The sequence below is a fragment of the Streptomyces sp. NPDC001380 genome (assembly GCF_042895785.1).
Lineage (GTDB): Bacteria > Actinomycetota > Actinomycetes > Streptomycetales > Streptomycetaceae > Peterkaempfera.
The window spans coordinates 1-22,685 of record NZ_JBIAWP010000032.1 but is presented as its reverse complement, the minus strand read 5'-3'; the positions used below and the strand labels follow the sequence as shown (position 1 = coordinate 22,685).

Genomic DNA, 22,685 nt, shown 5'->3' with positions numbered 1-22,685 from the left:
AGGGACTGACTTTCCGTCAGAAAGCCTGCCGGGCCGGGAGCGCAGGCACTGCGCGGTCCCGGCCCGGCACGAGGGGCCCGGCGGACGGGGCGTCAGGAGGTCTGCGACTGCAGGGCCGACCTGGCGTCCAGGTTGGGACCTGCGGGCACCAGGTCCGACCACGCCCTCGGCACCATCGACGGCACCACGTCCTTGTAGCCCAGCCTGGCCTGCGCCTCGTTGCCCTGCTGCGCCTGGCCGGGCGCCTGGCCCTGGGCCGCCGGGTCGGGCGACTGCCCGCCGTGGGGCAGCACCGAGCTCTTGGCCGTGCTGTCGCCGTTGGCCACCACCCGGTAGCGCAGGCCCGCCTCGGTCAGCAGGAACACCGAGCCCGAGACGTCCGCGCCCGCGCCGCCGGTGCCCGGGGTCCCCTCCACGGCCCGGTACAGCAGGCCGGTGCCGGGGGTGACGTGGGCGCTGGCCGTGCCGTTGGTGACCGGCGCCGGGAAGTCGGTGGAGGCCCACACGCTCCGCCGGGGGGCGCCCTTCTCGTCCGTGCCCGAGTAGGTGCTGCACAGGACGCTGCGGGTGCCGCCGTCGGGGTCGGTGCTGTTGACCGCCACGTTGGGACGGGACCTGGGCCAGTCCGCCGGGGACTGCAGCCGGTACTCGTTGCCGACCGGCCCCGACCAGCGGGCGTGCTCGGTCGCGGAGAGCTGGCCGGGGACCGGCCGGCCGCCGTAGAGCTGCTGGATCGCGGGGTTGCTCTGGAAGAGCTGGAGCTGGAAGTCGTCCAGCTGGTACAGGCGGTCCGCGCCGACGACGTAGTGGGCCTCGGGGTGGCCGTCGTTGTTGGAGTCGAAGGACATCAGCCGGCCGACGACCGAGTCCGCCTGGTTCGCCAGCCGGACGGCGGAGCGGCGCCCGTAGTCCCGGATCCGGGGGAAGACGACGGGCGAGCCCGTGGTGAGGGTGTCCAGCCACTGCTGGGTCACCCGCTGCGGCGCGGCCTGGGGGCCGAACAGGCCGGTCCGCAGGGTGAGGGTGCCCTGGTTGCGCGCGTCCGGCCGGCCCAGGCTGTGCTTGACGCCCGCGGCGTCCACCAGGTACTCGTCGCCGCCCTGGCCGTCCGGGCCCGGCTCCTGCACGTACGCGGCGTTCCCCTTCGACAGCACGAGGCCCGGGTTGCGCAGGGCCGCGGCGTGCGCGGGGTCGAGCACGAAGACCGCCTGGTTGACGGTGGTGTGGTTGGCGTCGTCACCGGGCCGGTCGCACACCGTCCAGACCTTGGCCTCCGCCGCCTGGGCCTGCGTCGGCAGCTTGTCCGGCGCGTAGGGGATGCCGATGGTGGCGCCGTGGCGGCCGTAGGCGTCGAGCACCTTGTCCTCGACGAAGGTCACCTTGGAGTCGGCGTCGAGGACGAGCCGGGCCGAGGCCATGTTGAGGACCGGGTAGAGCGTCCTCTCCGACGGCTTGTCAGGGTTGGGGAGCACCACGTAGCGCGTGGTCGACTGCTTGCCCACGACGATCGACTTCCCGTCGTCCCACCCCTTGGGGGCGGTCGGCTTGATCATGCCCCACATGCCGAAGCCGGCGACCGCCACGGCGGCCGCCACCAGGCTGGGCACCACCGCCCGCACCGGGCGCGGGGCGTCCTCGTCGCTGCCGCCCCCCGCGGGCTGGAGGAACGCCCCCACGGTGCGGCGCCGCGCGAACGTGTACGCGTTCAGCTCGTCCCGACGTGATGCCATCCTCGTCGTCTCCCACCTGTCCGTCTCGCCCCGTTCTCCCCGTCGGCCGCCGCGCACAGGGGTCCGCGGGGCCGGACCGCCCCCGGGCGCCGGGGGGTTGAGCCCCGTGCGGTACGGCGGGCGGACGGTGAGTACCGTACGGGTACCGTGTTGCGATCAGCCAACCGGCCGTCGGTTCACGACCAGAGAGGGTCATTCGGGGGATGCGAAGCCAGACCGCTCCAGAGCGACGCAGCGCACCGCGGAACGGACCGCCGGACCCGGCGCCGCGGACACCCGTCTCCGTACGGGTCCACCCCCGGCCGGGGAGGATCGGCGGACCGGTGCGGCTTCAGCAGCTGGTCCTGGTCGAGGTCGCGGCCGCCCTGGTGGCGGTCGGATGGACCGTCGGCAGGGCCGTGGCCGGGGCGATGGCCGTCCCCGCGCTGCTGCTCGTGGCGGTGGCGCTGGTACCGGTCCGCGGCCGGTCGCTCCCGGACCACCTGCGCGTCTCCGCCGCGCTGCGCAGCCGCCGGCGCGCCGCCGCGGGCGACGTGCCGCCGCCCGGCACCGACCCGGGCCTCGCGCCCGCCGTCGAGATCGAGCCCGCGCTGCGCACCTGCACCCACGCCACCGAGACCGACGCCCCGGGGAGCGGCGGCCAGCGCCGCGGCCGCCGGGAGACCGGCATGGTCGGCGACGGCACCTTCCTGAGCGCCGTGCTGCTGGTGGAGTCCAGGGACGAGCCGCTGCGGCCGCTGCGCACCGCCCGGCCGCTGCCGCTGGACGTGCTCACCTCGGCCCTGCAGGTCGACGACATCCCCCTGACGTCCGTCCAGGCCGTCCAGCACACCCAGCCCTCGCCCGCCCCGCACCTGCCGGAGCAGGCGCTGGCCGCCCGCGCCTACCGGCAGCTCGCGGAGGGCGCCGCCACGCCCTCGCTGCGCCTGACCTGGGTCGCGCTGCGCCTCGACCCCGAGCACGCGTCGGCCGCGGTGGAGGCCCGGGGCGGCGGCGAGGCGGGGGCCCGCAAGGCCCTGCAGCGCGCCGCGGACCAGCTCGCCGCCCGCCTGACCGGCGCCGGCTTCACCGCGACGGTGCTGGACGAACGGGAGCTGACGGCCGCGCTGGCGACCTCCGCCTGCGTCAACCCGATCGCCACCACGGGCCGCCAGGGCACCGGCGGCGGCGCGGGCACGGGCCGCCGCACCCAGGAGAGCCGCCGGTTCTGGCGGGTCGACGACCGCTGGCACACCACCTACTGGATCTCCCGCTGGCCGCAGCTGACCCGGCCCGGCGGCAGCGGCGGCCGGATCGCCGCCCCCGACCTGGTGAACCTGCTCACGGGCCTCCCGGCGCTCGCCACCACCTTCAGCCTGACCGCGAGCCGCGGCACCGGAGGTGCGGTGGCGGTCTCCGGGCACCTGCGGGTGACCGCGCGCAGCGAGAGCGAGGTCGCCCAGGTCGGGCGGCTGCTGGAGTCCCGCGCCCAGGGCACGGGCACCGGCCTGGTGCGGCTGGACCTGGAGCAGGCCCCGGGCGTGCTCGCCACTCTGCCCCTGGGAGGGACCCGCTGATGGCGTACCGGACGTACACCCCCCAGCCGCAGGACGGCCGGCACCCGGCGGGGCAGCCGGGCCCGGAGCAGGGCGGGGCGCAGCACCGCCCCGTCCGGGTGCGGCCGGGCTTCGGCCTGCGCGGGCCGCGCCGCGAGCGGCACGTGCTGACCGCCGAGGAGCTGAACGCGCTGTCGCTGCCGGTCGGCGACGACGGCGTGCTCGTCGGCGTCGACCCGCAGCACCAGCCGGCGGTGATCGGCATGTTCCGGCCCTCCGCGTACGAGGTCGTGCTGGTCGGCGGCGTGTGGACGGCGCAGCTGCTCGCCCTGCGGGCCGCGGCGACCGGGGCCCGGGTCGCCGTGGAGACGGGCCGGCCGCAGGTGTGGGCCCCGATGGCGCAGGCGGCGGGCGGCGGCCAGCCGTGCGTGACGGTCCACCAGGTCGGCCGGGTCGGGCCGCAGGGCCCGTCGGTGTCGGCGCCGGTCCTGGTCGTGCGCGACCTCGGCGCCCGTCCGGCCCGCAGCCGGCTGTCGGCCGGGCCGTGGCAGACCGTGCTGACGCTCCTGCCCTACCTGGGCCCGAACGCCCAGCGGGTGCTGGGCACCGCCGACCTGGTGGGCATCCAGCGCATCTCGCCCCAGGAGGCGGAGCTGGTCGGCCGGACGATGAACCTGACCGAGGCGGACGTCGCCGCGCTCCCGTCGATGGGGGACAACGTGACGCTGTGGGCGACGCGGACGCGGCGCCAGTTCGTGATGACCGCCCCGGCGGACGCCGAGGCGCAGCTGCTCGGCGCCCCGCGCCGGGTGGACTGAACCGGGCGGGCCGCGCCGTCCGGTCCGGGCCGGGCGGACCTGTCCCGGCCGCGCCCCCGCCCGCGGCCGGTGCCGCGGAGCCGCGGCGCGCGGGGTTCCCGACGCACCGTCAGGGAAGGCGCGTGCGTACGGATCCGTCCCCGTGCGCCCGCGGCCGGTTCCCCCGTCCGGGCGGATCCCCCGTCCGGGCGGATCCCGCCCCCGCCGCGCCCCGGCGGACGGCGGGCCCCGCGACCCGGGCTACCCCCACCGCGGGACAGCTCATAGGCTGGTGCCCCGCGGACCCCGGACCCCGGCGACAGGGGCCGGAGGCCGACACGGGGACGACCGGCGGTGACGAGGCGGACGCGGCCGCCCGCCGGAGCTGAGAGAGGGAGTTCGAGTTGAGCACCGATCGCGACGGCGTCTACGTCGGCGAGAACGCGCCGGACGAGGACGAGGAGTGGTCTGACGCGCCCGACTACACTCCCCCCGCCTGGTACACGCAGAACGAGTCGCCCGGGGCGGCCCCGCGGCAGGCTCCCGCCCCTGCGCCGGCTCCCGCACCGGCCCCCGGTCCCGCCTTCCCGTCCGCGCCCGGCCCGGTGGGGCCGCAGGCCGACGCCCGGGCGGCGGAGCCGGGTCCCGTCCCCCCGCCGCCGGGACCGCACGGCGCCACCGCCGGGCCCGCCGAGGCGGAGCAGCACGCCGCGCCCGCCCCGGTGCCGCCGGCCGCACCGCAGCCCGCGCCCGGTCCGCGGGCCGGTGCCCCCGTGCCGCCCGCCGCGCACGGGGCCGGGTCCGGCACCGCGGCCGGGGAGGGCCCGGAGCCGCAGGCCGGTCCGACGGGACCGGCCGGGCAGCAGGACGGGCAGCGGGGCACCGCGCCGCAGCAGCCCTGGGAGCAGCCGGGGCCCGCTGCGCCCCCGCCCTTCCCGCCGCGCCTGCAGGACCCGGCACCCGGACCCGACGGCCCGTCGGTGGGGTCCGGGCCCGGCGCCCCGGTCCCGCCGCCGTGGGCGGCCGACGGCCCGCCACCGCAGTGGGGCCCCGGTCCCGCGCAGCAGCATGCCGCTCCCGAGCCCCCGTACCAGCCGCAGGCACCCGGCCCCTTCCCGGGCGGCCGGCCGGGACCGGAAGCCCCCTGGGGCGCCCACGGCCCCGGGGCGCCCGGCCCGGAGGCCCGCGCACCGCAGGCGCCGGAGCAGCAGCCCCGCACCCCCGGGTACCCGGACCCCCAGCAGCCCGGCCCCCAGTACCCCGATCCGCACCAGCCCGGCCCCCAGTACCCCGATCCGCAGCAGTACCCCGATCCCCAGTACCCCGACCCGCAGCAGTACCAGGGCCCGCCGGCCCCCGCCCCCCGGCAGCAGCCGGCCGACCCGCGACGGGGAGGCTGGCCGCAGGCGGCCCCCCACCCGGTCGGCCCGGGCGGCGAGCCGCCCGCCGCGTTCCAGGGCGGCGCGCCGCAGCGCAGCGCGACGGGCGCCCCGCTCGGCTACACCGCGGCGGTGGAGCTCTCCTCGGACCGGCTGCTGCGCCGCCAGCCGCAGGAGCGCCGCCAGCAGTCGCGCTTCAAGTTCGGCGGCAAGGCGGCCGAGGCCGAGCGGCAGCGCAAGCTGGCGGTCATCCGCACGCCGGTGATGAGCTGCTACCGGATCGCCGTGATCAGCCTCAAGGGCGGCGTGGGCAAGACGACGACCACCACCTCCCTGGGCGCCACCCTGGCCACCGAGCGCCAGGACAAGGTGATCGCCATCGACGCCAACCCGGACGCCGGCACCCTCGGACGCCGGGTGCGGCGCGAGACCGGAGCCACCATCCGCGACCTGGTGACCGCGATCCCGCACCTCAACAGCTACATGGACATCCGGCGCTTCACCTCCCAGGCCCCCTCCGGCCTGGAGATCCTCGCCAACGACGTCGACCCGGCGGTCTCCACCACCTTCGACGACACCGACTACCGGCGGGTCATCGAGGTGCTGGGGCGGCAGTACCCGATCATCCTCACCGACTCGGGCACCGGCCTGCTCTACAGCGCCATGCGCGGCGTGCTCGACCTGGCCGACCAGCTGATCATCGTCTCCACACCCAGCGTGGACGGCGCGAGCAGCGCCAGCACCACCCTCGACTGGCTCTCCGCGCACGGCTACGCCGACCTGGTGCAGCGGTCCATCACGGTCGTCTCCGGGGTGCGCGAGACGAGCAAGCTCATCCGGACCGAGGACATCGTCGCCCACTTCGAGACGCGCTGCCGCGGCGTGGTCGTGGTGCCCTTCGACGAGCACCTGGCGGCCGGCGCCGAGGTCGACATCGCGATGATGCGGCCCAAGGTCCGCGAGGCCTACTTCGACCTGGCCGCCCTGGTCGCCGAGGACTTCCAGCGGGCGCAGCAGGCCGCGGGCGTGTGGCAGCAGCAGGGCGGCTGGCCGGGGATGCCGCCGCAGCCGGCGCCGCCGGGCATGCCCGGCGGGCCTGCCTGGGGCGGGCAGCCGGGCACGCCCCCGCAGCAGGCGGGCGCGCCGTGGGGCGGTCCGGGCGCGCCGCAGCAGGGTGCGCCGTGGGGCGGTCCGGGCGGTCCGGCGGCGGGTGCGCCCTGGGGGGCGCCGGGCGGCCCCCAGCCGCAGCCCGGCGGCTACGGCCACCCCCAGCAGCAGCCGCCGCAGCCGCCGGCGGAGCAGTCGATGCCGCCCGGCTGGGCCCAGCCGCCCGGCCCCGGCGCACCGCCGCCCCCGCCCGGCCACCCGGGGCATCCGGGACAGGCCGGGCACCCGGAGCAGGCCGGACACGACGGCCGTCCCGGACCGGCCGGCCCGGAGGACGCGCCGCAGGGCTACGGCTACCCGCCGCCCCCGCCGCAGCAGTGACCCCGGGTCCCCGGCGGCCGCCCCGCGGGCGGCCGCCGGGCCCGGGCCGGAACGCGCCGGAGCCCCGCGACCCGCCGGACGGGTCGCGGGGCTCCGGCGTGCGGCGGCCGTCCCGGCCGTCAGCGGCCGTCGTGGCCGTCCGTCAGCTCCCGCGCGCGCTTGACGTCGTCGGCCATCCGCTCCAGCAGGGCGTCGACGGTGCCGAACCGCTCCATGCCGCGCAGGAAGGCCAGGAAGTCCACGGTCACGTGCAGCCCGTACAGGTCCAGGCCGACCCGGTCGATGGCGTACGCCTCCACGGTGCGGGCGGTGCCGTCGAAGGTCGGGTTGGTGCCGACCGAGATCGCCGCGGGCATGCGCTCCCCGTCCGCGGTGAGCCACCCCGCGTACACGCCGTCGGCCGGGATCGCGGTGTGCGGCAGCGTCTCCACGTTGGCCGTGGGGTAGCCGAGCTCGCGGCCGCGCTGGGCCCCGCGGACCACGACGCCCTCGACCCGGTGGCAGCGGCCCAGGACCTCGGCGGCGCCGCCCATCTCGCCCTCGGCGACCAGCCGCCGGGCGAGGGTGGAGGAGAAGGGCGCACCGCCGCCGGCCCGGCCGTCGAGGTAGAGGTCGACGACCTCGACGTCGAAGCCGTGCTTCTCACCCAGCTCGGCGAGGCGGGCGACGTCGCCGGCCGCGCGGTGGCCGAAGCGGAAGTTGGGCCCCTCCACGACGGCGCACGCGTGCAGGGCGTCGACCAGGACCTGCCGGACGAACTCCTCGGGGGTCTCCCGCGAGAACTCCTGCGTGAACGGGAGGATCAGCACCGCGTCCACGCCCAGCTCACCCATGAGCTCGGCCCGGCGGTGCGGGGCGGCGAGCAGCGGCGGGTGGCTGCCGGGGCGGACGACCTCGCTGGGGTGCGGGTCGAAGAAGACGACCACGGAGGCCGCGCCCAGGGCGCGGGCGCGCTCCACGGCCCGTCCGATGATCAACTGGTGCCCCCGGTGCACCCCGTCGAAGGAACCGATGGTGACGACGCTGCGCCCCCAGCCGTCGGGGACTTCCTCCAGGCCACGCCAGCGCTGCACCCTGACCCGCTCCTTGTCCGCACATTCGCTCGCCGATCTACCCCTATAGCGTGCCATGCCCGCCCGCCGGGCTCCGCACCGGACGGGCCCGCCCGGACGTGCGGCGGGCCGGCCCGGACGGGCACGGGCGCGGGCAGGCCTCAGGCGAAGACCGCCAGGGGGCGGGCCTGCCCGTGCTTCTCCTCCACCAGGGCGAGGAAGCGGCCCTCGGGTCCGAAGACGGCGACCGGCCCCGGCGCCAGTCCGGGGGACTTCAGCCGCACGCCGTTGGCCAGCAGCCGGGCCTGGTCGGCGTCGACGTCCCAGCGGGGGAAGGCGGCCGCGGCGGCCTCCTCGATCGGCAGGTGGGTGAAGGACTCCTCCAGCTCCTCCAGGGTGCGCGCCTGCTCCAGCCCGTACGGGCCCACCCGGGTGCGGCGCAGCGCCGTGAGGTGGCCGCCGGTGCCCAGGGAGGCGCCGAGGTCGCGGGCGAGGGCCCGGATGTAGGTGCCGGAGGAGCAGTCGACGGTGACGTCGAGGTCGAGCAGCGGGGTGCCGTCCTCGGCCTCGGCGGGCCGGCGCCCGTGCACGGTGAAGCGGGAGACGGTCACCGGCCGCGCCTTGAGCTCCACCTCCTCGCCCTCCCGGACGAGGGCGTAGGACCGCTTCCCGTCGATCTTGATGGCGCTGACCTTGGACGGGACCTGGAGGATGTCGCCGGTGAGGGCGGCGATCCCGGCGTCGACGGCCTCCGGGGTGACGTGCGCGGCGGAGGCGGTCGCGGTGACCTCGCCCTCGGCGTCGTCGGTGACGGTGGTCTGCCCGAGCCGGATGGTGGCCTCGTAGGTCTTGTCGGTCAGCATGAGGTGGCCGAGCAGGCGGGTGGCCTTCTCGACTCCGATGACCAGCACCCCCGTCGCCATGGGGTCCAGCGTGCCGGCGTGGCCGACGCGGCGCGTGCCCGCGAGGCGGCGGAGCCGGGCGACCACGCCGTGGGAGGTGATGCCGGCCGGCTTGTCGACGATGACCAGGCCGTCGGGGCCCGTTCCCTTGCGCTTCATCAGGTGGCGGCGGCGCGGGTGCGCCGCACTTCCCTTCCGGTTCGATCGGTGGGTGCTGCAGGTGGTGACGGCGGTGACCCCGATGCCGCCGGTGCGGGGGCGGTTCAGGCGGGCGGCCCGGCGGAGGGCCGCAGGGCGCTGCGGAAGAGCTCCAGCGTCCGCTCCAGGCCGTGCCGGGAGGAGAATCCCGCCGCGTGCACGTGGCCGCCGCCGTCGAGCGCGCCGCAGGCCGCGGCCACGTCGACGGCACCCTTGGAGCGGGAGGAGCCGCGCAGGGTGCCGTCGGGGTCCTCCTTGAGGACCAGGGCGACGTCGGCCTCGGCGGTGCGCCGGACGACGTCGATCAGGCCCTCGACCTCCTCGACGGCGACGCCGTGGGCGGCGAGGTCCGCGTGCGGCACCCAGGTCCACACCATCCCCAGGCCGCCGGCGGCCGCCGGGTCCAGTGCCGCGCGCTCCAGGGCGGCGGAGAGCACCTTGAGGTAGCCGAAGGAGGAGGTGTCCCACAGGGTGCGGGAGATCAGGTCGTGCCGGATGCCGGTGGCCAGCAGGCGGCCGGCGAGCTCGTGGGTCCCGGGGGTGGTGGCCCGGTACTTGAAGGAGCCGGTGTCGGTGGCCACGCCGGTGTACAGGCAGGTGGCGATCGCCTCGTCCAGCGGGACGCCGAGCCGCCGCAGCAGCTCGTCGACGAGGACGGCGGTGGCGGGGGCGGCCGGGTCGATGAGCCGGTGGGTGCCGAAGCCGGGGTTGGAGGCGTGGTGGTCCAGGACCACCGTGGCGCGGGCGGCGAGCGCCTTGTGCCGCAGCAGGCCCAGGCGACCCTCGGCGGCGACGTCGAAGGTGATCACCAGGTCGGGCCGGTCCGGGACCTCGGCGGCGGGCACCAGCAGCTCCTGGCCGGGCAGGAACGCCAGCGAGGCGGGGACGACCTGCGGGTCGTCGCCGAAGGAGACCCGCACGGGCAGGCCCAGCGACCGCAGGGCGAGGCCGGCGGCCAGCGCGGAGCCGAGCGCGTCCCCGTCGGGGCGGACGTGGCAGACCAGGTCCACCTCGCGGGCCGCCGCGACCAGGGCGGCCACCTCGTCCCACTCGCGGTCGCCGGGGGCGGTGTGGCCGCCGGAGCCGGAGCCGTCGGGTCCGGAGCCGTCGGGTCCGGAGCCGTCGGGTCCGGAGCCGTCGGGTCCGGAGCCGTCGGGGGCCCCGGCCGGGACCCGGGGCAGCGGGACGCCGGGGGCGCCCTCCGCCGGCTCGGCGAAGGGCGCCCCGGCGGCTGCCGCGGGCGGCTCGCCGGCCACGGCTACGCGTCCTCGTCGTCGGCGGAGTCGGCGTCGGCGTCGGCGTCGGCGTCGGCGTCGGCGGGGGCCCGGTAGGGGTCGGCCTCGCCCGCGTAGGCGGCCCCGGCAGCGGCGGTCCGCACCCGGGCGTCGGAGATCCGGGCCCGGTCGAGCAGCTCGTCGATGTGGCGGGCGTTGTCGGGGACCGCGTCCGCGACGAACGTCAGCGACGGGGTGAAGCGCACCCCGGTCTGCCGTCCGACCTCGGAGCGCAGGATGCCCTTGGCGCTCTCCAGGGCGGCCGCCGTGGCGGCCTGCTCGGTCTCGTCGCCGTAGACCGTGTAGAAGACCGTGGCCTCCCGCAGGTCCCCGGTGACGCGGGTGTCGGTGATGGTGACGAAGCCCAGGCGCGGGTCCTTGATCCGCCGCTCCAGGGTCTCCGCGACGACCACCTGGATCCGGTCGGCGAGCTTGCGCGCCCTCGCGGTGTCGGTCACGTGTCCTCCTCGTGCTGTGGGCACGGTACCGGCCGGCGCCTGTGGCCGGCCGGAGGCACCGGGGCCCGGCCCCGGTGTACCGGCCCGCGCCCGCAACCGTGGGGCGCTTTCGGTCCTCGGGTGCGGCGGGGGCGCCGCATCCCTTCCATCGTCCTCAATCGTCGTCGTCGCCGTGGAACCGCCTCCGCACGGAGAGCAGTTCCACCTCGGGGCGGCCGGCGACCAGCCGCTCGCAGCCGTCCAGGACCTCCCCGACGTGCCCGGCGTCGCCGGACACCACCGCGCAGCCGATCTCGGCCCTGCGGTGCAGCTGCTGGTTCCCGACCTCGGCCGCGCTGACGCCGTACTTGCGCTGGAGCTCGGCCACGATCGGGCGGACCACCGACCGCTTCCCCTTCAGCGAGTGGACGTCGCCGAGGAGCAGGTCGAAGGTGAGTGTTCCCACGAACATGTGTGACAGGCCTGGCCGGCCTGGAGGCCTCGTAGGGCGGCCCGCGGACGGGCCGGTGCATACGGTGAACCGTACACAGCGCGCCCGGGGCCGGGCGACGGAATTCGGGGAAGCCCCTGTTCCGCCGCCCGGCCCCGGACGACCTCCGCGTGCTTACGCCCGCGGCTTCTCGCGCATCTCGAAGGTCTCGATGACGTCGTCGACCTTGATGTCGTTGAACGACCCCAGGGTCACACCGGCCTCGAAGCCCTCGCGCACCTCGGTCGCGTCGTCCTTGAAGCGACGCAGGCCCTCGATGGTGAGGTTCTCCGCCACCACGGCGCCGTCCCGGATGAGGCGGGCCTTGGCGTTGCGGCGGATGAGGCCCTCGCGGACGAGGACACCGGCGATGTTGCCGAACTTGGAGGAGCGGAAGACCTCGCGGATCTCCGCGGAGCCCAGGCGGACCTCCTCGTACTCCGGCTTGAGCATGCCCTTGAGGGCCGCCTCGATCTCCTCGATCGCCTGGTAGATGACCGAGTAGTACCGGATGTCGACGCCCTCGCGGTCGGCCGCGGTCCGTGCACGGCCCTCGGCCCGCACGTTGAAGCCGATGATGATGGCGTCCGAGCCCATCGCCAGGTCCACGTCGGACTCGGTGATGGCACCCACACCGCGGTGCAGGATCCGGAGCTCGACCTCCTCGCCGACGTCCAGCTTGAGCAGCGCGTCCTCCAGGGCCTCCACGGAACCGGAGACGTCACCCTTGATGATGAGGTTGAGCTGCTCGATGGAGCCGGCGGCGATGGCCTTGTCCAGGTCCTCCAGCGAGATCCGGACGCGGCGCTGCGCGAAGGCCGCGTTGCGCTCGCGGGCGGCCCGCTTCTCGGCGATCTGCCGGGCGGTGCGGTCCTCCTCGACGACGATGAAGTTGTCGCCGGCGCGGGGGACCGAGGTGAGACCGAGCACCAGCACCGGACGGGACGGGCCCGCCTCGGTGACGTTGTTGCCGTTCTCGTCCAGCATGGCCCGGACGCGGCCGTACGCGTCGCCGACGACCATGGAGTCGCCGACCCGCAGGGTGCCGCGCTGGACCAGGACGGTCGCCATGGCGCCGCGGCCCTTGTCCAGGTGGGCCTCGATCGCGATGCCCTGGGCGTCCTGCGTCGGGTTGGCGCGCAGGTCGAGCGAGGCGTCGGCGGTGAGGACCACGGCCTCCAGCAGGGAGTCGATGTGCAGACCCTGCTTGGCGGAGATGTCGACGAACATGGTGTCGCCGCCGTACTCCTCGGCCACCAGGCCGAACTCGGTCAGCTGGCCGCGGACCTTGGTCGGGTCGGCGCCCTCGACGTCGATCTTGTTGACCGCGACCACGATCGGCACACCCGCGGCCTTGGCGTGGTTGAGCGCCTCGACCGTCTGCGGCATGACGCCGTCGTTCGCCGCGACCACCAGGATCGCGATGTCGGTGGACTTGGCACCACGGGCACGCATGGCGGTGAACGCCTCGTGACCGGGGGTGTCGATGAAGGTGATCGGACGCTCCTCGCCGTTCACCTCCGCCGTCACCTGGTAGGCGCCGATGTGCTGGGTGATGCCGCCGGCCTCGCCCGCCACCACGTTGGACTTGCGGATCGCGTCCAGCAGGCGGGTCTTTCCGTGGTCGACGTGACCCATGACGGTGACGACCGGCGGACGGACCATGAGGTCGTCCTCGTCGCCCTCGTCCTCGCCGAACTCGATGTCGAACGACTCGAGCAGCTCGCGGTCCTCGTCCTCCGGGGAGACGATCTCCAGGACGAAGCCCATCTCCTCGGCGAGCAGCCGCAGCGTCTCGTCGGAGACCGACTGGGTCGCGGTGACCATCTCGCCCAGGTTGAACATCACCGAGACGAGCGCCGCCGGGTTGGCGTTGATCTTCTCCGCGAAGTCCGTCAGCGAGGCGCCGCGGGAGAGGCGCACGGTCTGGCCGTTGCCCCTCGGCAGCATGACGCCGCCGATGGACGGGGCCTGCATGGCCTCGTACTCCTGGCGCTTCGCCCGCTTCGACTTGCGACCGCGCGCCGGACGCCCGCCCGGACCGCGGCCGAAGGCGCCCTGCGTGCCGCCACGGCCGCCCGGGCCGCCCGGACGCCCGCCGAAACCGCCGGGACGCGGGCCGCCGAAGCCGCCGCCGCCACCCGGACGGGGACCGCCGAAGCCGCCGCCGGTACCGGGACGGCCGGCACCGCCGCCGCCACCGGGACGGCCGGCGAAGCCGCCGCCGCCGGGACGGCCGCCCGGACCGCCGGGACGCCCGCCGGGACCGCCCGGACCGCGGCCGCCGGGGCCGGGACGGGGGCCGGCAGCGGGACGCTGCGGCATCATGCCGGGGTTGGGGCGCGGCATGCCGCCGGGCGTGGGACGCGGGCCCTGCGGCCGCGGCATCCCGCCCGGGGACGGGGCGCCGCCGGGACGCGGGGCACCCGCACCCGGACCGCCCGGACGCGGCGCACCGGCACCGGGACCGCCCGGACGCGGAGCACCCTGGCCACCGGGACGCGGGGCGCCGCCGGGACGCGGGGCACCCGCACCCGGACCGCCCGGACGCGGCGCACCGGCACCGGCACCGGGACCGCCCGGACGCGGAGCACCCTGGCCGCCCGGACGCGGGGCGCCCTGGGCGGGGCCGCCCTGACGGCGGTCGCCGCCGGGGCGGGCCATGCCGGTGTTGCTGGAGGTGAAGGGGTTGTTCCCCGGACGCGGACCCGACGGGCGCGGGCCCGGACGGGCACCGCCCGGACGCGGGGCGTCACCGCGCGGCGCCTCGCTGCGCGGCTGCTGCTGCGCGGCGGCCGGGCGCGGGGCCTCGGCGGCCGGCTGCTCGGCCGGAGCGGGCGAGGAGAACTCCGCCGCGGGCGCGGCCGGAGCCGCCGGACGGGCCGGCGCCGGACGCGGACCCGGCGTCGCCGCCGGGCGCGGGCCGGGCGCGGGAGCGCCGGCGGCCGGGCGCGGAGCCGGCGCGGGGGCACCGGCGGCCGGACGCGGCGCGGGCCGCGGGCCGGGTGCGGGACGGGCCGTGCCGGCGTCGCCGGACGGCTGGGGCGCCGCGGGCTTCCGCGGGCCAGGCTTGGCGGAGGAACGGCCGGAGCCGCCCCCCTGGAAAGCGTCGGTCAGCTTGCGAACGACCGGCGCCTCGATCGTCGAGGACGCCGAACGGACGAACTCGCCCAGCTCGGTGAGCTTGGCCATGACGACCTTGCTCTCCACGCCGAGCTCCTTGGCGAGCTCGTATACCCGGACCTTAGCCACATCGCTCCTTCTGGTCCGGGGTGGTCGTCCGCCGGACCGTTGCTACTTCATGGGCGTACTCATCGCGTACTCATCGAGTGCTCATCGCAATCTCGACCTACTTCCATCTCGCGAGGTACCTGGTGTCGGCGCGGGCACCTGCATGCCCGCGCACCGTGCTGTTCCGTGCAGCGAACCCTCCCGCGTTCAGCGGGTGCGCTCCCCGACGTACCGGTCGAGCGCCGCCGTGTCGAGCGGGCCCTGCAGGCGCAGGGCCCGCGGGAACGCCCGGCGGCGCACCGCGAGGTCGAGGCAGCCCGGGTCGGGGTGCAGGTGCGCCCCTCGGCCGGGCAGCGCGCCGCGGGGGTCGGGGACGCACACGCCCTCCACCGCCACGACGCGCAGCAGTTCGCGCTTGGCCGCCCGCCTGCGGCAGCCCACGCAGGTGCGTTCAGGGCATGCACGGGCACGCGTCCGGCCAGACACGTCCAAGTCTACTCCTCCACTGGTGGTTCCCGCGGCCCCGGTGATCCCACCGGGGCCGCGGACCCCCGGCACCCCCGTCCGGCGGGGGTCCGGGGCTACTGCTCGGTGTCCGGCCGGATGTCGATCCGCCAGCCGGTCAGCCGGGCGGCCAGGCGGGCGTTCTGGCCCTCCTTGCCGATGGCCAGCGACAGCTGGTAGTCCGGCACGGTCACCCGGGCGGAGCGCTGCTGCAGGTCGACGATCTCCACCTTGGTCACCCGGGCGGGCGACAGGGCGTTGGCCACCATCTCCGCCGGGTCGTCCGACCAGTCGACGATGTCGATCTTCTCACCGTGCAGCTCCGCCATGACGCTGCGCACCCGGGCGCCCATCGGGCCGATGCAGGCGCCCTTGGCGTTCAGCCCCTGCCGGTGGGAGCGGACCGCGATCTTGCTGCGGTGGCCGGCCTCCCGGGCGATCGCGGTGATCTCCACGGAGCCGTCCGCGATCTCGGGCACCTCCAGGGCGAAGAGCTTCCGCACCAGGTTGGGGTGGGTGCGCGACAGCGTCACCGACGGGCCGCGCACGCCGCGGCGCACCGCGACCACGTACGACCGCAGGCGGGTGCCGTGCTTGTAGTCCTCCCCCGGGACCTGCTCCTGCGGGGGGAGGATCGCCTCCAGCTTGCCGATGTCGACCAGCACGCTCTTGGGATCGTTGCCCTGCTGCACCACACCGGTGACGATGTCGCCCTCGTGGCCGGCGTACTCCCCGAAGGTGCGCTCCTCCTCGGCGTCCCGCAGCCGCTGCAGGATGACCTGCTTGGCCGTGGTCGCCGCGATGCGGCCGAAGCCGCTCGGGGTGTCGTCGAACTCACGGGGCTCCTGCGCCTCGTCCGACTCCTCCAGCGCCCACACCGTCACGTGGCCGGTCTTGCGGTCCAGCTCGACCCGCGCCTTGGGGCGCGAGCCCTCCGTGCGGTGGTAGGCGATGAGGAGGGCCGACTCGATCGCCTCGACCAGCAGGTCGAACGAGATCTCCTTCTCCCGCACCAGCCCGCGCAGGGCACTCATGTCGATGTCCACGGCTACGCCTCCTCCTTGCTCTCGTCGCCCTCGTCGGAGGCGTCGACGTCCTGCTCGTCGTCCTGCTCGTCGTACTCGTCGTGCTCGTCGTGCTCGTCGTCCGGGGCGCCGGCGGCGGCCCCGGCGTCCTCGTCCTTCGCGTCCTTGCGGCCGAACTCCACCTGCACCCGGGCCTTCGCCACCTCGGCGTACTCCAGGCGCCGCTCGGCGGGCCTGCCCCGGCCCTTCACCGGCTGCACCTCGACCAGGACGCCCTCGTCGTCGGCCTCCAGCACCCGGGCGACCAGCTCGCCTCCCGCGGCCAGCTGCGCCTTCACCAGGCGCCCGGCGGCCCGGCGCCAGTGGCGGGGCTCGGTCAGCGGCCGGTCCACGCCCGGCGAGCCGACCTCCAGCACGTACGGGGCGCCGCCCATGGCGTCCGCGTCGTCCAGGGCCTGTCCGATCTCCCGGCTCAGCTCGGCCACGGTGTCGAGCCCGACGCCGCCGTCGGCGTCCACGACGACCTGGAGCTGGCGGCGCCTGCCTGCCTGGGTGACCCGGACCTCCTCGAGGTCCAGTCCCGCTCCGACGGCCAGCGGCTCGATCAGGGCACGCAGCCGGTCGTTCTGGTGGGTGCTCATCCGGGTGACTCCTCGGCCGCGTCTGCTGTTGTCGGAAGCGCTGCAAAGCCTATCCGGTCGGGCCCCGTGGTGCCGATTCCGCGCACCCGTCCCGGCGAGCGGCCACCCCGCCGCCGGTGCGCGCCCCGCCTGCGGGTACCTTCCGTTCGGCGGCCCTCCGCCGCCCCCTGCACCTCCGCGCCCCCCGTACCGGCACGCACCCGCCGGCCCGGGGGCCGCACCGTCGCACCCCACGGCACCCCCAGCGTCACCCCACCGTCACCCCCACCGTCCCGAGAGACCAGCGGGAGCGCGCATGCAGTCCCCCACCCGGCGGGCCGTCCTCGGCGCCGCGGTCGGCGGAGCCGTCCTCACCCTCGGCGCCTGCTCGGCGGACGCCCCGGCGCCCGCGGGGACCGCCCCGCCCGACCCCGACCGGGCGGTCCGCCGCCGGGCGGTCGAGGCCACCGCGGCGCTCGCCGCCGCCTACGACGCGGTCCTCGCCGCGCACCCGGCGCTGGCCGGGCGGCTGCGGCCGCTGCGCGACCAGGTCCTGCGGCACCGGGCGGCCCTCGCCGCGGGCCTCCCCGAGGCCGGTACGCCGCCGGCCGCGACGGCCCCGGGCACCGCCCCCGCGCCGGGCGGCCCGTCCGGTACCGGAGCGTCCGGTACCGGCGCGCCCGCCGCCCCGCCGACCGCCTCCGCCGCCGCGGTCCCGGCCGCGCCCGCGGCGGCGCTGGCGTCCCTGGCCGCCGCCGAGCGCCGGACCGCCGCCTCCCGGACGGCGGCCCTCGACGCCGCCTCCCCGGAGCTGGCCCGCCTGCTCGCCTCGCTCGCGGCCTGCGGCACGGTGCACGCACTCGCCCTCGGCCCCTGACCGCCCCGGCCCCGCACCCGGACCGCCGCCGCGCCCGGCGCACCCGCCGGCGCGGCGGACCACCGCCCCGACGACCCGAAAGCCACCGCGTGACCACGCCGAGCGCCCCCTCCGCCACCGCCCCGGGCCCCGCCGGACCCGGCCCCTCCGCCCCGGGCCCCGTACCGCCCGCCCTGCAGGCCGCCCTCGCCGCCGAGCACGCCGCGGTCTACGGGTACGGCGTCGTGGGCGCCCACCTCACCGGCGCCCGCCTCGCCGCCGCCCGGGCCGCCTACGACGCCCACCGGGCGCTGCGCGACACGCTCCACCGCGAGATCGCGGCCCGCCGGGGCACGCCCGCCGCCGCGGCGGCCGGCTACGAGCTGCCGTTCCCCGTCACCGGTCCGGCCTCGGCCGTGCGGCTCGCCGTCCTGCTGGAGGAGCGCCTGGCCGCGGTCCACGCCGACCTGGTGGCCGCCGCCCGCGGCCCGCTGCGGCGCACCGCGGCCGACGCCCTGTGCGGCGCCGCCGTGCGCGCGGCGCGCTGGCGGGGCCCGGCCGCGCCCGGGCCCGCATTCCCGGGCCTCCCCGAGCGGGCCGCGACGCCCGCCGCGCCGTCCGCGCCGGCGTCCGCACCGGCGTCCCCCGCGCCGTCCGGGGGCGCGGCGCGGTGAGCGTGCGCCTCCGTGCGGGGCGCCGTGCCCGACAATGGGTACGGCGTCCGCGCCACGGGGGAGCACGACGAGAGGACAGCATGCAGCCGGCGATCACCGTCCCCGAGCGCCTGGAGCGCACCCTGAGCCAGTGGGAGGGGGAGGCGGGGAGCACCTGGCTCTCCGCGCTGCCGTCCCTGGTGGAGGCCCACCTGGAGCGCTGGGGGCTCACCGCGGAGCGCGTCTGCGAGCCCGGCGGCCAGATCAGCCTGGTGGTGTACGTCCGCCGGGCCGACGGCACCCCCGCGGCGCTCAAGGCCGGCATGGTGACGCCGGAGACGGCCCAGGAGCACGCCGCGCTGGCCCACTGGGCGGGGCGCGGCGCCGCCCGCCTGCTGGAGGCCGAGCCGGAACGGGCCGTCCTGCTGCTGGAGCGGCTGCACGGCGACATCACCCTGCGCTCGCTGCCCGAGGCCAAGGCGATGCTGGAGGCGGCCGGCATCCTGCAGCGGCTGTGGGTGGCGCCGCCCGCCGGGCACCCCTTCCGGACCGTGGCGGAGCACGTCGGCGGCCTGCGCGAGGAGCTGCGCTCCCGCCGCGGCCTGCCGGGGGCGGCGGACGCCGGCGCGCTGGTGGACGAGGCCCTGGAGGTGTCGGCCGGCCTGCTCGCCGACGCCCGGGAGGACCACCTGCTGCACGGCGACTTCCACCACGGCAACGTCCTGGCCGCCGAGCGGTTCCCCTGGCTGGCGATCGATCCCAAACCCCTGGTCGGGGAGCGGGCGTACGACCTGGCCTGGCTGGTCCAGGACCGGAAGGACACACTGGTGGGCTCCCCGGGGCCGGAGGCGGCCGTGCGCCGCCGACTGCACCGGCTCGCCGAGTCCCTGGAGGTGGACCGGGAGCGGCTGCGCGGCTGGACGCTCTTCCGCACCGTCGAGGCGGGGCTGTGGAGCCTGTCCGTCGGCGGCAGGGCCTCCGCCGAGCTCTTCCTGGAGTTCGCGGGCCGGCTGTGAGCCCGGCCGGGTCCCGTCCCGGTGCCGCGCGCGGATCGGCCCGCGGCACCGGGCGGGCCGCCCTCAGCGGTCGAGGACCTGGCCGAACCAGGCGTTGCCGGAGACCCCGGCGTCCTTCGCGAGCATGCTCACGGCGCCGGTGGTCCCGACGCCCGAGGCGGTGCCGCGCAGCACGGTCAGGGAGCCGGAGCCGTTCTCCTCGGGGGAGCCGACGGACAGCTCCGCGCGGCCGTCCCCGTTCAGGTCGGCCAGACGGACCTGCAGGCCGAACGCGTCCCCGGGCTCGGTGCTGCCCGGGACCCCGGCGGTGTCCTGGCTGTAGACGGCGGCGTTCCTGGTGGTCAGGCCGGCGGCGGAGCCGTACAGCACAGTGACCATGCCCGCGCCGGACCTGCCGGACACGCCCTCGTTCCCGGCGCCGACCGCGACGTCCGCGAAGCCGTCGCCGTTGATGTCGCCCACGCTCACCGAGGAGCCGAACCGGTCGTACGCCTCCCCCACGCCGGGGACCCCGGCGGTGTCCTGGTGGACCACGGTCGGGTGCTGGGTGGTCGAGGGGCCGGACGGACCGCCGTACCAGACGCTGATCTGGCCGCCGAGGTGGCCGCCCCGGCTGATGGCGTCCGGGTCGTAGGGCGCTCCGAGCACGAGGTCGCCGTAGCCGTCGTGGTTGATGTCGCCGACGGCACCGGCGATGCCGTCGGCGTTCGGCAGCTCGGTGCGCACCGCCCCGCTCGCGGTCCAGCGGTCCACGTACACGTCGCCGTTGGCGTCGCCGTCGACGCTGCCGGGGAGCATGACCCGCTCGGGCCGGCCGTCGCCGGTCAGGTCACCGGCGACGGCGTCGTCCGTGCTGCCGAGACGGCCGTCCCAGCCGCGCGAGGCCGGGACGCCCGCGCGGGTGAAGGGGCCCTGGTAGTGGTAGGCGCCGTCCCAGCAGGCGACCGTCACCTCGGCGGCGGCGCTGTTGACGAAGTCGCCCGCGGCAATGGATTGTCCGAAGCCCGCCCACTCCCGCAGCGTGGGCTGCGGCAGGATCGCGCCGCCGGCGAACCCCCTCGTGCCGCCCCACAGGACGGTGACGCTGCCGACGCCCTGCCGGGTGCCGACGGTCTCCCTCCCGGAGCCCACCAGCAGGTCGGTACGGCCGTCGCCGTCGAGGTCGGCGGAGGTGACCGAGGTGCCGAAGCCGTCGAGCTCCTCCGCAACGCCCGGGACCCCGGTCGTGTCCTGGGTGAACACGGTGCGCCGCGTGGGGGAGACACCGGCGGAGGAGCCCCAGAGGATCACCACGGCCCCGGCCCCGGCGTGGCCCCCGACCGTGGCGTTCGGGGCCCCGACGGCGAGGTCGCGGTAGCCGTCGCCGTTGAAGTCGGAGCCGACGGCCGGGGCTGCGACGGCGGTGCCGGCGGACGCCGTGAGGGCGCCGCCGGCCAGGGCGGCGGTGGCGGCGGCCGCCAGGACGGTACGGAGGTGCTGGTGCACGCGGTGGTCTCCTCCTGTGCAGGGGCGGGGCGGGCCGCGACGGCCCGGCGCGCCCAGGAGACGTCCGACGGCGTCCGAAGGTTGCACGCGCCCGGGCAGAATCCCGGCACCCCTGTACGACCCGGCACCGGCGCGGCCTCCCGTACCGTCCGGCCCCGCCCCGCACCGCCCCTCGGCGCGGCCGGCCGGGCACCGGCGCCGTCACCCCCGCAGCGGCAGCTCCGCCCCCATCACCGCGTACGGGCGCGCCGTGTTGGGGAAGAGCACCGGCCGGGCCAGGTCCACGTACCCCAGCGACCGGTAGAGGCGCCGCGCCGGGGTCTCCTCGTCGATCGCCGACAGGATGGAGCGGGACAGCCCGGAGCGTGCGCACAGGCCGGTGATCAGGGCCCGCCCCAGCCCGCGGCGCTGCCAGCCGGGGTGGACGTGCAGCTCGGTGACGGCGAAGGAGCCGTCGAGCCAGTCGCCGTGGCCGCGCGCCTCCAGGAAGGGCTGGATCACCGTGCTCCACCAGTGGGCGCGGTCGTTCGGCATCCCGTACCCGAAGCCGACCATGCGGCCGCGGTGGAACGCCCCGAGGGCGACGACGCCGGGGCAGGAGGCGTGGCGGATCACGATCTGCAGCCGGACCGCGACCTCCTCGTCGGTGAGCCCGAAGGCGAGGGCCTGCACCGCGAGCGCCTCCTCGGCGCGGGCGGCGAGGCCGAAGGGCTCGATCACCACGTCGTCCACCACGTCGTCGTCCATCGCGGGGACGTTACCCGCGCCTCAGAAGAGAATGCTCATGAACGCCCCGACCTCGCGGAAGCCGACCCGCCGGTAGGCGGCGCGGGCGGGGAGGTTGAAGTCGTTGACGTACAGGCTGGCGACGGGCGCGACCTCGCGCAGGGCGTACTCCACGACGGCGGCCATGCCGGTCTCCGACAGCCCCTGGCCGCGGCGGTCGGGGGCGACCCAGACCCCCTGGATCTGGCAGGCCCGGTCGGTGACGGCGCCGATCTCGGCCTTGAAGACGACCCGGCCCTCCTCGAAACGGGCGAAGGCCCGGCCGCCGGTGACGAGTTCGGCGATCCGCGCCCGGTAGAGGAGGCCGCCGTCCCCGGCCGTCGGCGAGACGCCGACCTCCTCGGTGAACATCGCCACGCAGGCGGGCATGAGGAGCTCGATCTCGTCGCGGCGGACCCGGCGCACGCGGGGGTCCGGGGCGACGGTGGGCGAGGGCTCGGTGATGGTCATGAGCGGCTGGCGGGCGCGGACGTCGCGGGCCGGGCCCCAGCCGGGCTCCAGCAGCGACCAGAGCTCGGCGGTCGCCTCGGCGGGGCCGACGATGGAGGAGCAGCGCCGCCCCTGGCGGCGCGCCCGCTCGGCGAAGGCGCGGACGGCGTCGCTCCCGGCGCAGATGGGCACCAGGTTGGCTCCGGCGTAGCAGAGGGCGTCGAGGCGGCCGGCGTCGTCGTACCAGCCCCACATCTCGCCGCCGAGCCGCCAGGGGTCGAGGCCAGCGACGTGGACGCGGGCGGCGACGAAGGCGTTGGCCACCGGGTCGCGGTCGAGCACGTCGAGGGCGTCCTCGAGGTCGGGCGCCTCGAGGACGCGGGTGGTCGACACCGAACTTCCCAGCATCTGCGCGCCTCACCATGCCGTCGGGCTGCCCGTGCCGCAGCACCCGTCCCCGTGCGGGCGCCCGGCGGCCGGGTCGGCCGCGGGATCCGGGCTCCGGGGTCCCGGGCTGCGGGGCCCCGGTCTCGGGGCCCGGCTTCCGAGGGTACGGGTCCTGCGGACGGCACCCTACCCCCGGGCGGCCGGAGAGCGCGCGGGGCCGGAGGGCGGGTGCCGTCCGGCCCCGGCGCGGGCGTTCCCGGGAGGGCGGTCCCGGGACGGGGCCGGCCGCGGGGGCCGGCCCGAGGAGGACCGGGCCTGCGGGGTCAGCCGAGGGGGGTGACGGTGGGCTCGCCGGAGGCGACGCCGTCGGCCTCCATCTGCTCGGCGAGCTTGAGGGCCTCCTCGATGAGG

General features: G+C 77.0%; 19 protein-coding genes. 6 read left to right on the top strand and 13 right to left on the bottom strand.

What is annotated here, in order from left to right:
* Window positions 1-92: 92 nt before the first annotated feature.
* Window positions 93-1,730: a type VII secretion protein EccB gene (gene eccB, locus ACFY07_RS26625; RefSeq protein ID WP_390872094.1), complete on the bottom strand. Its 1,638-nt coding sequence runs from the start codon at window positions 1,728-1,730 to the stop codon at window positions 93-95.
* Window positions 1,731-1,933: 203 nt separating this feature from the next.
* On the opposite strand from eccB, the gene eccE reads away from it, so the two are divergent.
* The 3 genes from eccE (at window position 1,934) to ACFY07_RS26610 (ending at window position 6,929) form a co-directional block, all read left to right on the top strand.
* Entirely contained in the window at window positions 1,934-3,286 is a 1,353-nt protein-coding gene (eccE, locus tag ACFY07_RS26620; RefSeq protein ID WP_390872093.1) for a type VII secretion protein EccE, read from the top strand.
* Window positions 3,286-4,083 (top strand): hypothetical protein, encoded by a 798-nt coding sequence (locus ACFY07_RS26615; protein ID WP_390872092.1) that lies wholly within the window; start codon window positions 3,286-3,288, stop codon window positions 4,081-4,083. Before eccE ends, ACFY07_RS26615 begins: the two co-directional genes overlap by 1 nt.
* Window positions 4,084-4,466: 383 nt before the next feature.
* Window positions 4,467-6,929, top strand: a complete 2,463-nt coding sequence (locus ACFY07_RS26610; RefSeq protein ID WP_390872091.1) for an AAA family ATPase — start codon at window positions 4,467-4,469, stop codon at window positions 6,927-6,929.
* A gap of 119 nt (window positions 6,930-7,048) precedes the next feature.
* On the opposite strand, the gene ACFY07_RS26605 is transcribed toward ACFY07_RS26610, so the two are convergent.
* The 9 genes from ACFY07_RS26605 to rimP form a co-directional block, all read right to left on the bottom strand.
* Complete coding sequence (locus ACFY07_RS26605) at window positions 7,049-8,002, bottom strand: bifunctional riboflavin kinase/FAD synthetase (RefSeq protein WP_390872090.1); 954 nt, start codon at window positions 8,000-8,002, stop codon at window positions 7,049-7,051.
* A 140-nt stretch (window positions 8,003-8,142) separates the two neighbouring features.
* Window positions 8,143-9,042: a tRNA pseudouridine(55) synthase TruB gene (truB, locus tag ACFY07_RS26600; RefSeq protein WP_390872089.1), complete on the bottom strand. Its 900-nt coding sequence runs from the start codon at window positions 9,040-9,042 to the stop codon at window positions 8,143-8,145.
* Between the two features lie 104 nt (window positions 9,043-9,146).
* Window positions 9,147-10,337, bottom strand: a complete 1,191-nt coding sequence (locus ACFY07_RS26595; protein WP_390872088.1) for a bifunctional oligoribonuclease/PAP phosphatase NrnA — start codon at window positions 10,335-10,337, stop codon at window positions 9,147-9,149.
* Between the two features lie 2 nt (window positions 10,338-10,339).
* Complete coding sequence (rbfA, locus tag ACFY07_RS26590) at window positions 10,340-10,813, bottom strand: 30S ribosome-binding factor RbfA (RefSeq protein ID WP_390872087.1); 474 nt, start codon at window positions 10,811-10,813, stop codon at window positions 10,340-10,342.
* Between the two features lie 154 nt (window positions 10,814-10,967).
* Window positions 10,968-11,264, bottom strand: coding sequence for a DUF503 domain-containing protein (locus tag ACFY07_RS26585; RefSeq protein ID WP_230747724.1), 297 nt, complete (start codon window positions 11,262-11,264; stop codon window positions 10,968-10,970).
* A 153-nt stretch (window positions 11,265-11,417) separates the two neighbouring features.
* Complete coding sequence (gene infB / locus ACFY07_RS26580; RefSeq protein ID WP_390872086.1) at window positions 11,418-14,534, bottom strand: translation initiation factor IF-2; 3,117 nt, start codon at window positions 14,532-14,534, stop codon at window positions 11,418-11,420.
* Between the two features lie 186 nt (window positions 14,535-14,720).
* Entirely contained in the window at window positions 14,721-14,999 is a 279-nt protein-coding gene (locus ACFY07_RS26575; protein ID WP_230748216.1) for a YlxR family protein, read from the bottom strand.
* Between the two features lie 95 nt (window positions 15,000-15,094).
* Window positions 15,095-16,063 (bottom strand): transcription termination factor NusA, encoded by a 969-nt coding sequence (gene nusA, locus ACFY07_RS26570; RefSeq protein WP_390872085.1) that lies wholly within the window; start codon window positions 16,061-16,063, stop codon window positions 15,095-15,097.
* Between the two features lie 2 nt (window positions 16,064-16,065).
* The gene (gene rimP / locus ACFY07_RS26565; RefSeq protein WP_390872084.1) at window positions 16,066-16,683 is read right to left on the bottom strand and encodes a ribosome maturation factor RimP; all 618 of its coding nucleotides are present in this window, start codon (window positions 16,681-16,683) and stop codon (window positions 16,066-16,068) included.
* 295 nt (window positions 16,684-16,978) lie between these two features.
* On the opposite strand from rimP, the gene ACFY07_RS26560 reads away from it, so the two are divergent.
* From ACFY07_RS26560 to ACFY07_RS26550, 3 genes are all read left to right on the top strand, one after another.
* A complete protein-coding gene (locus tag ACFY07_RS26560) occupies window positions 16,979-17,539 on the top strand; it encodes a hypothetical protein (RefSeq protein WP_390872083.1) in 561 nt (186 codons plus the stop codon).
* A 173-nt stretch (window positions 17,540-17,712) separates the two neighbouring features.
* Complete coding sequence (locus ACFY07_RS26555) at window positions 17,713-18,192, top strand: ferritin-like domain-containing protein (protein WP_390872104.1); 480 nt, start codon at window positions 17,713-17,715, stop codon at window positions 18,190-18,192.
* 80 nt (window positions 18,193-18,272) lie between these two features.
* On the top strand, window positions 18,273-19,187 hold the full coding sequence (locus tag ACFY07_RS26550) for an aminoglycoside phosphotransferase family protein (RefSeq protein ID WP_390872082.1): 915 nt from the start codon (window positions 18,273-18,275) through the stop codon (window positions 19,185-19,187).
* A 63-nt stretch (window positions 19,188-19,250) separates the two neighbouring features.
* Here the strand turns inward: ACFY07_RS26550 and ACFY07_RS26545 are convergent, their stop codons facing one another.
* The 3 genes from ACFY07_RS26545 to ACFY07_RS26535 form a co-directional block, all read right to left on the bottom strand.
* The gene (locus ACFY07_RS26545; protein WP_390872081.1) at window positions 19,251-20,672 is read right to left on the bottom strand and encodes an FG-GAP and VCBS repeat-containing protein; all 1,422 of its coding nucleotides are present in this window, start codon (window positions 20,670-20,672) and stop codon (window positions 19,251-19,253) included.
* Between the two features lie 201 nt (window positions 20,673-20,873).
* Window positions 20,874-21,419 (bottom strand): GNAT family N-acetyltransferase, encoded by a 546-nt coding sequence (locus tag ACFY07_RS26540; RefSeq protein WP_390872080.1) that lies wholly within the window; start codon window positions 21,417-21,419, stop codon window positions 20,874-20,876.
* A 21-nt stretch (window positions 21,420-21,440) separates the two neighbouring features.
* Complete coding sequence (locus ACFY07_RS26535; RefSeq protein ID WP_390872079.1) at window positions 21,441-22,295, bottom strand: GNAT family N-acetyltransferase; 855 nt, start codon at window positions 22,293-22,295, stop codon at window positions 21,441-21,443.
* Window positions 22,296-22,685: the final 390 nt, after the last annotated feature.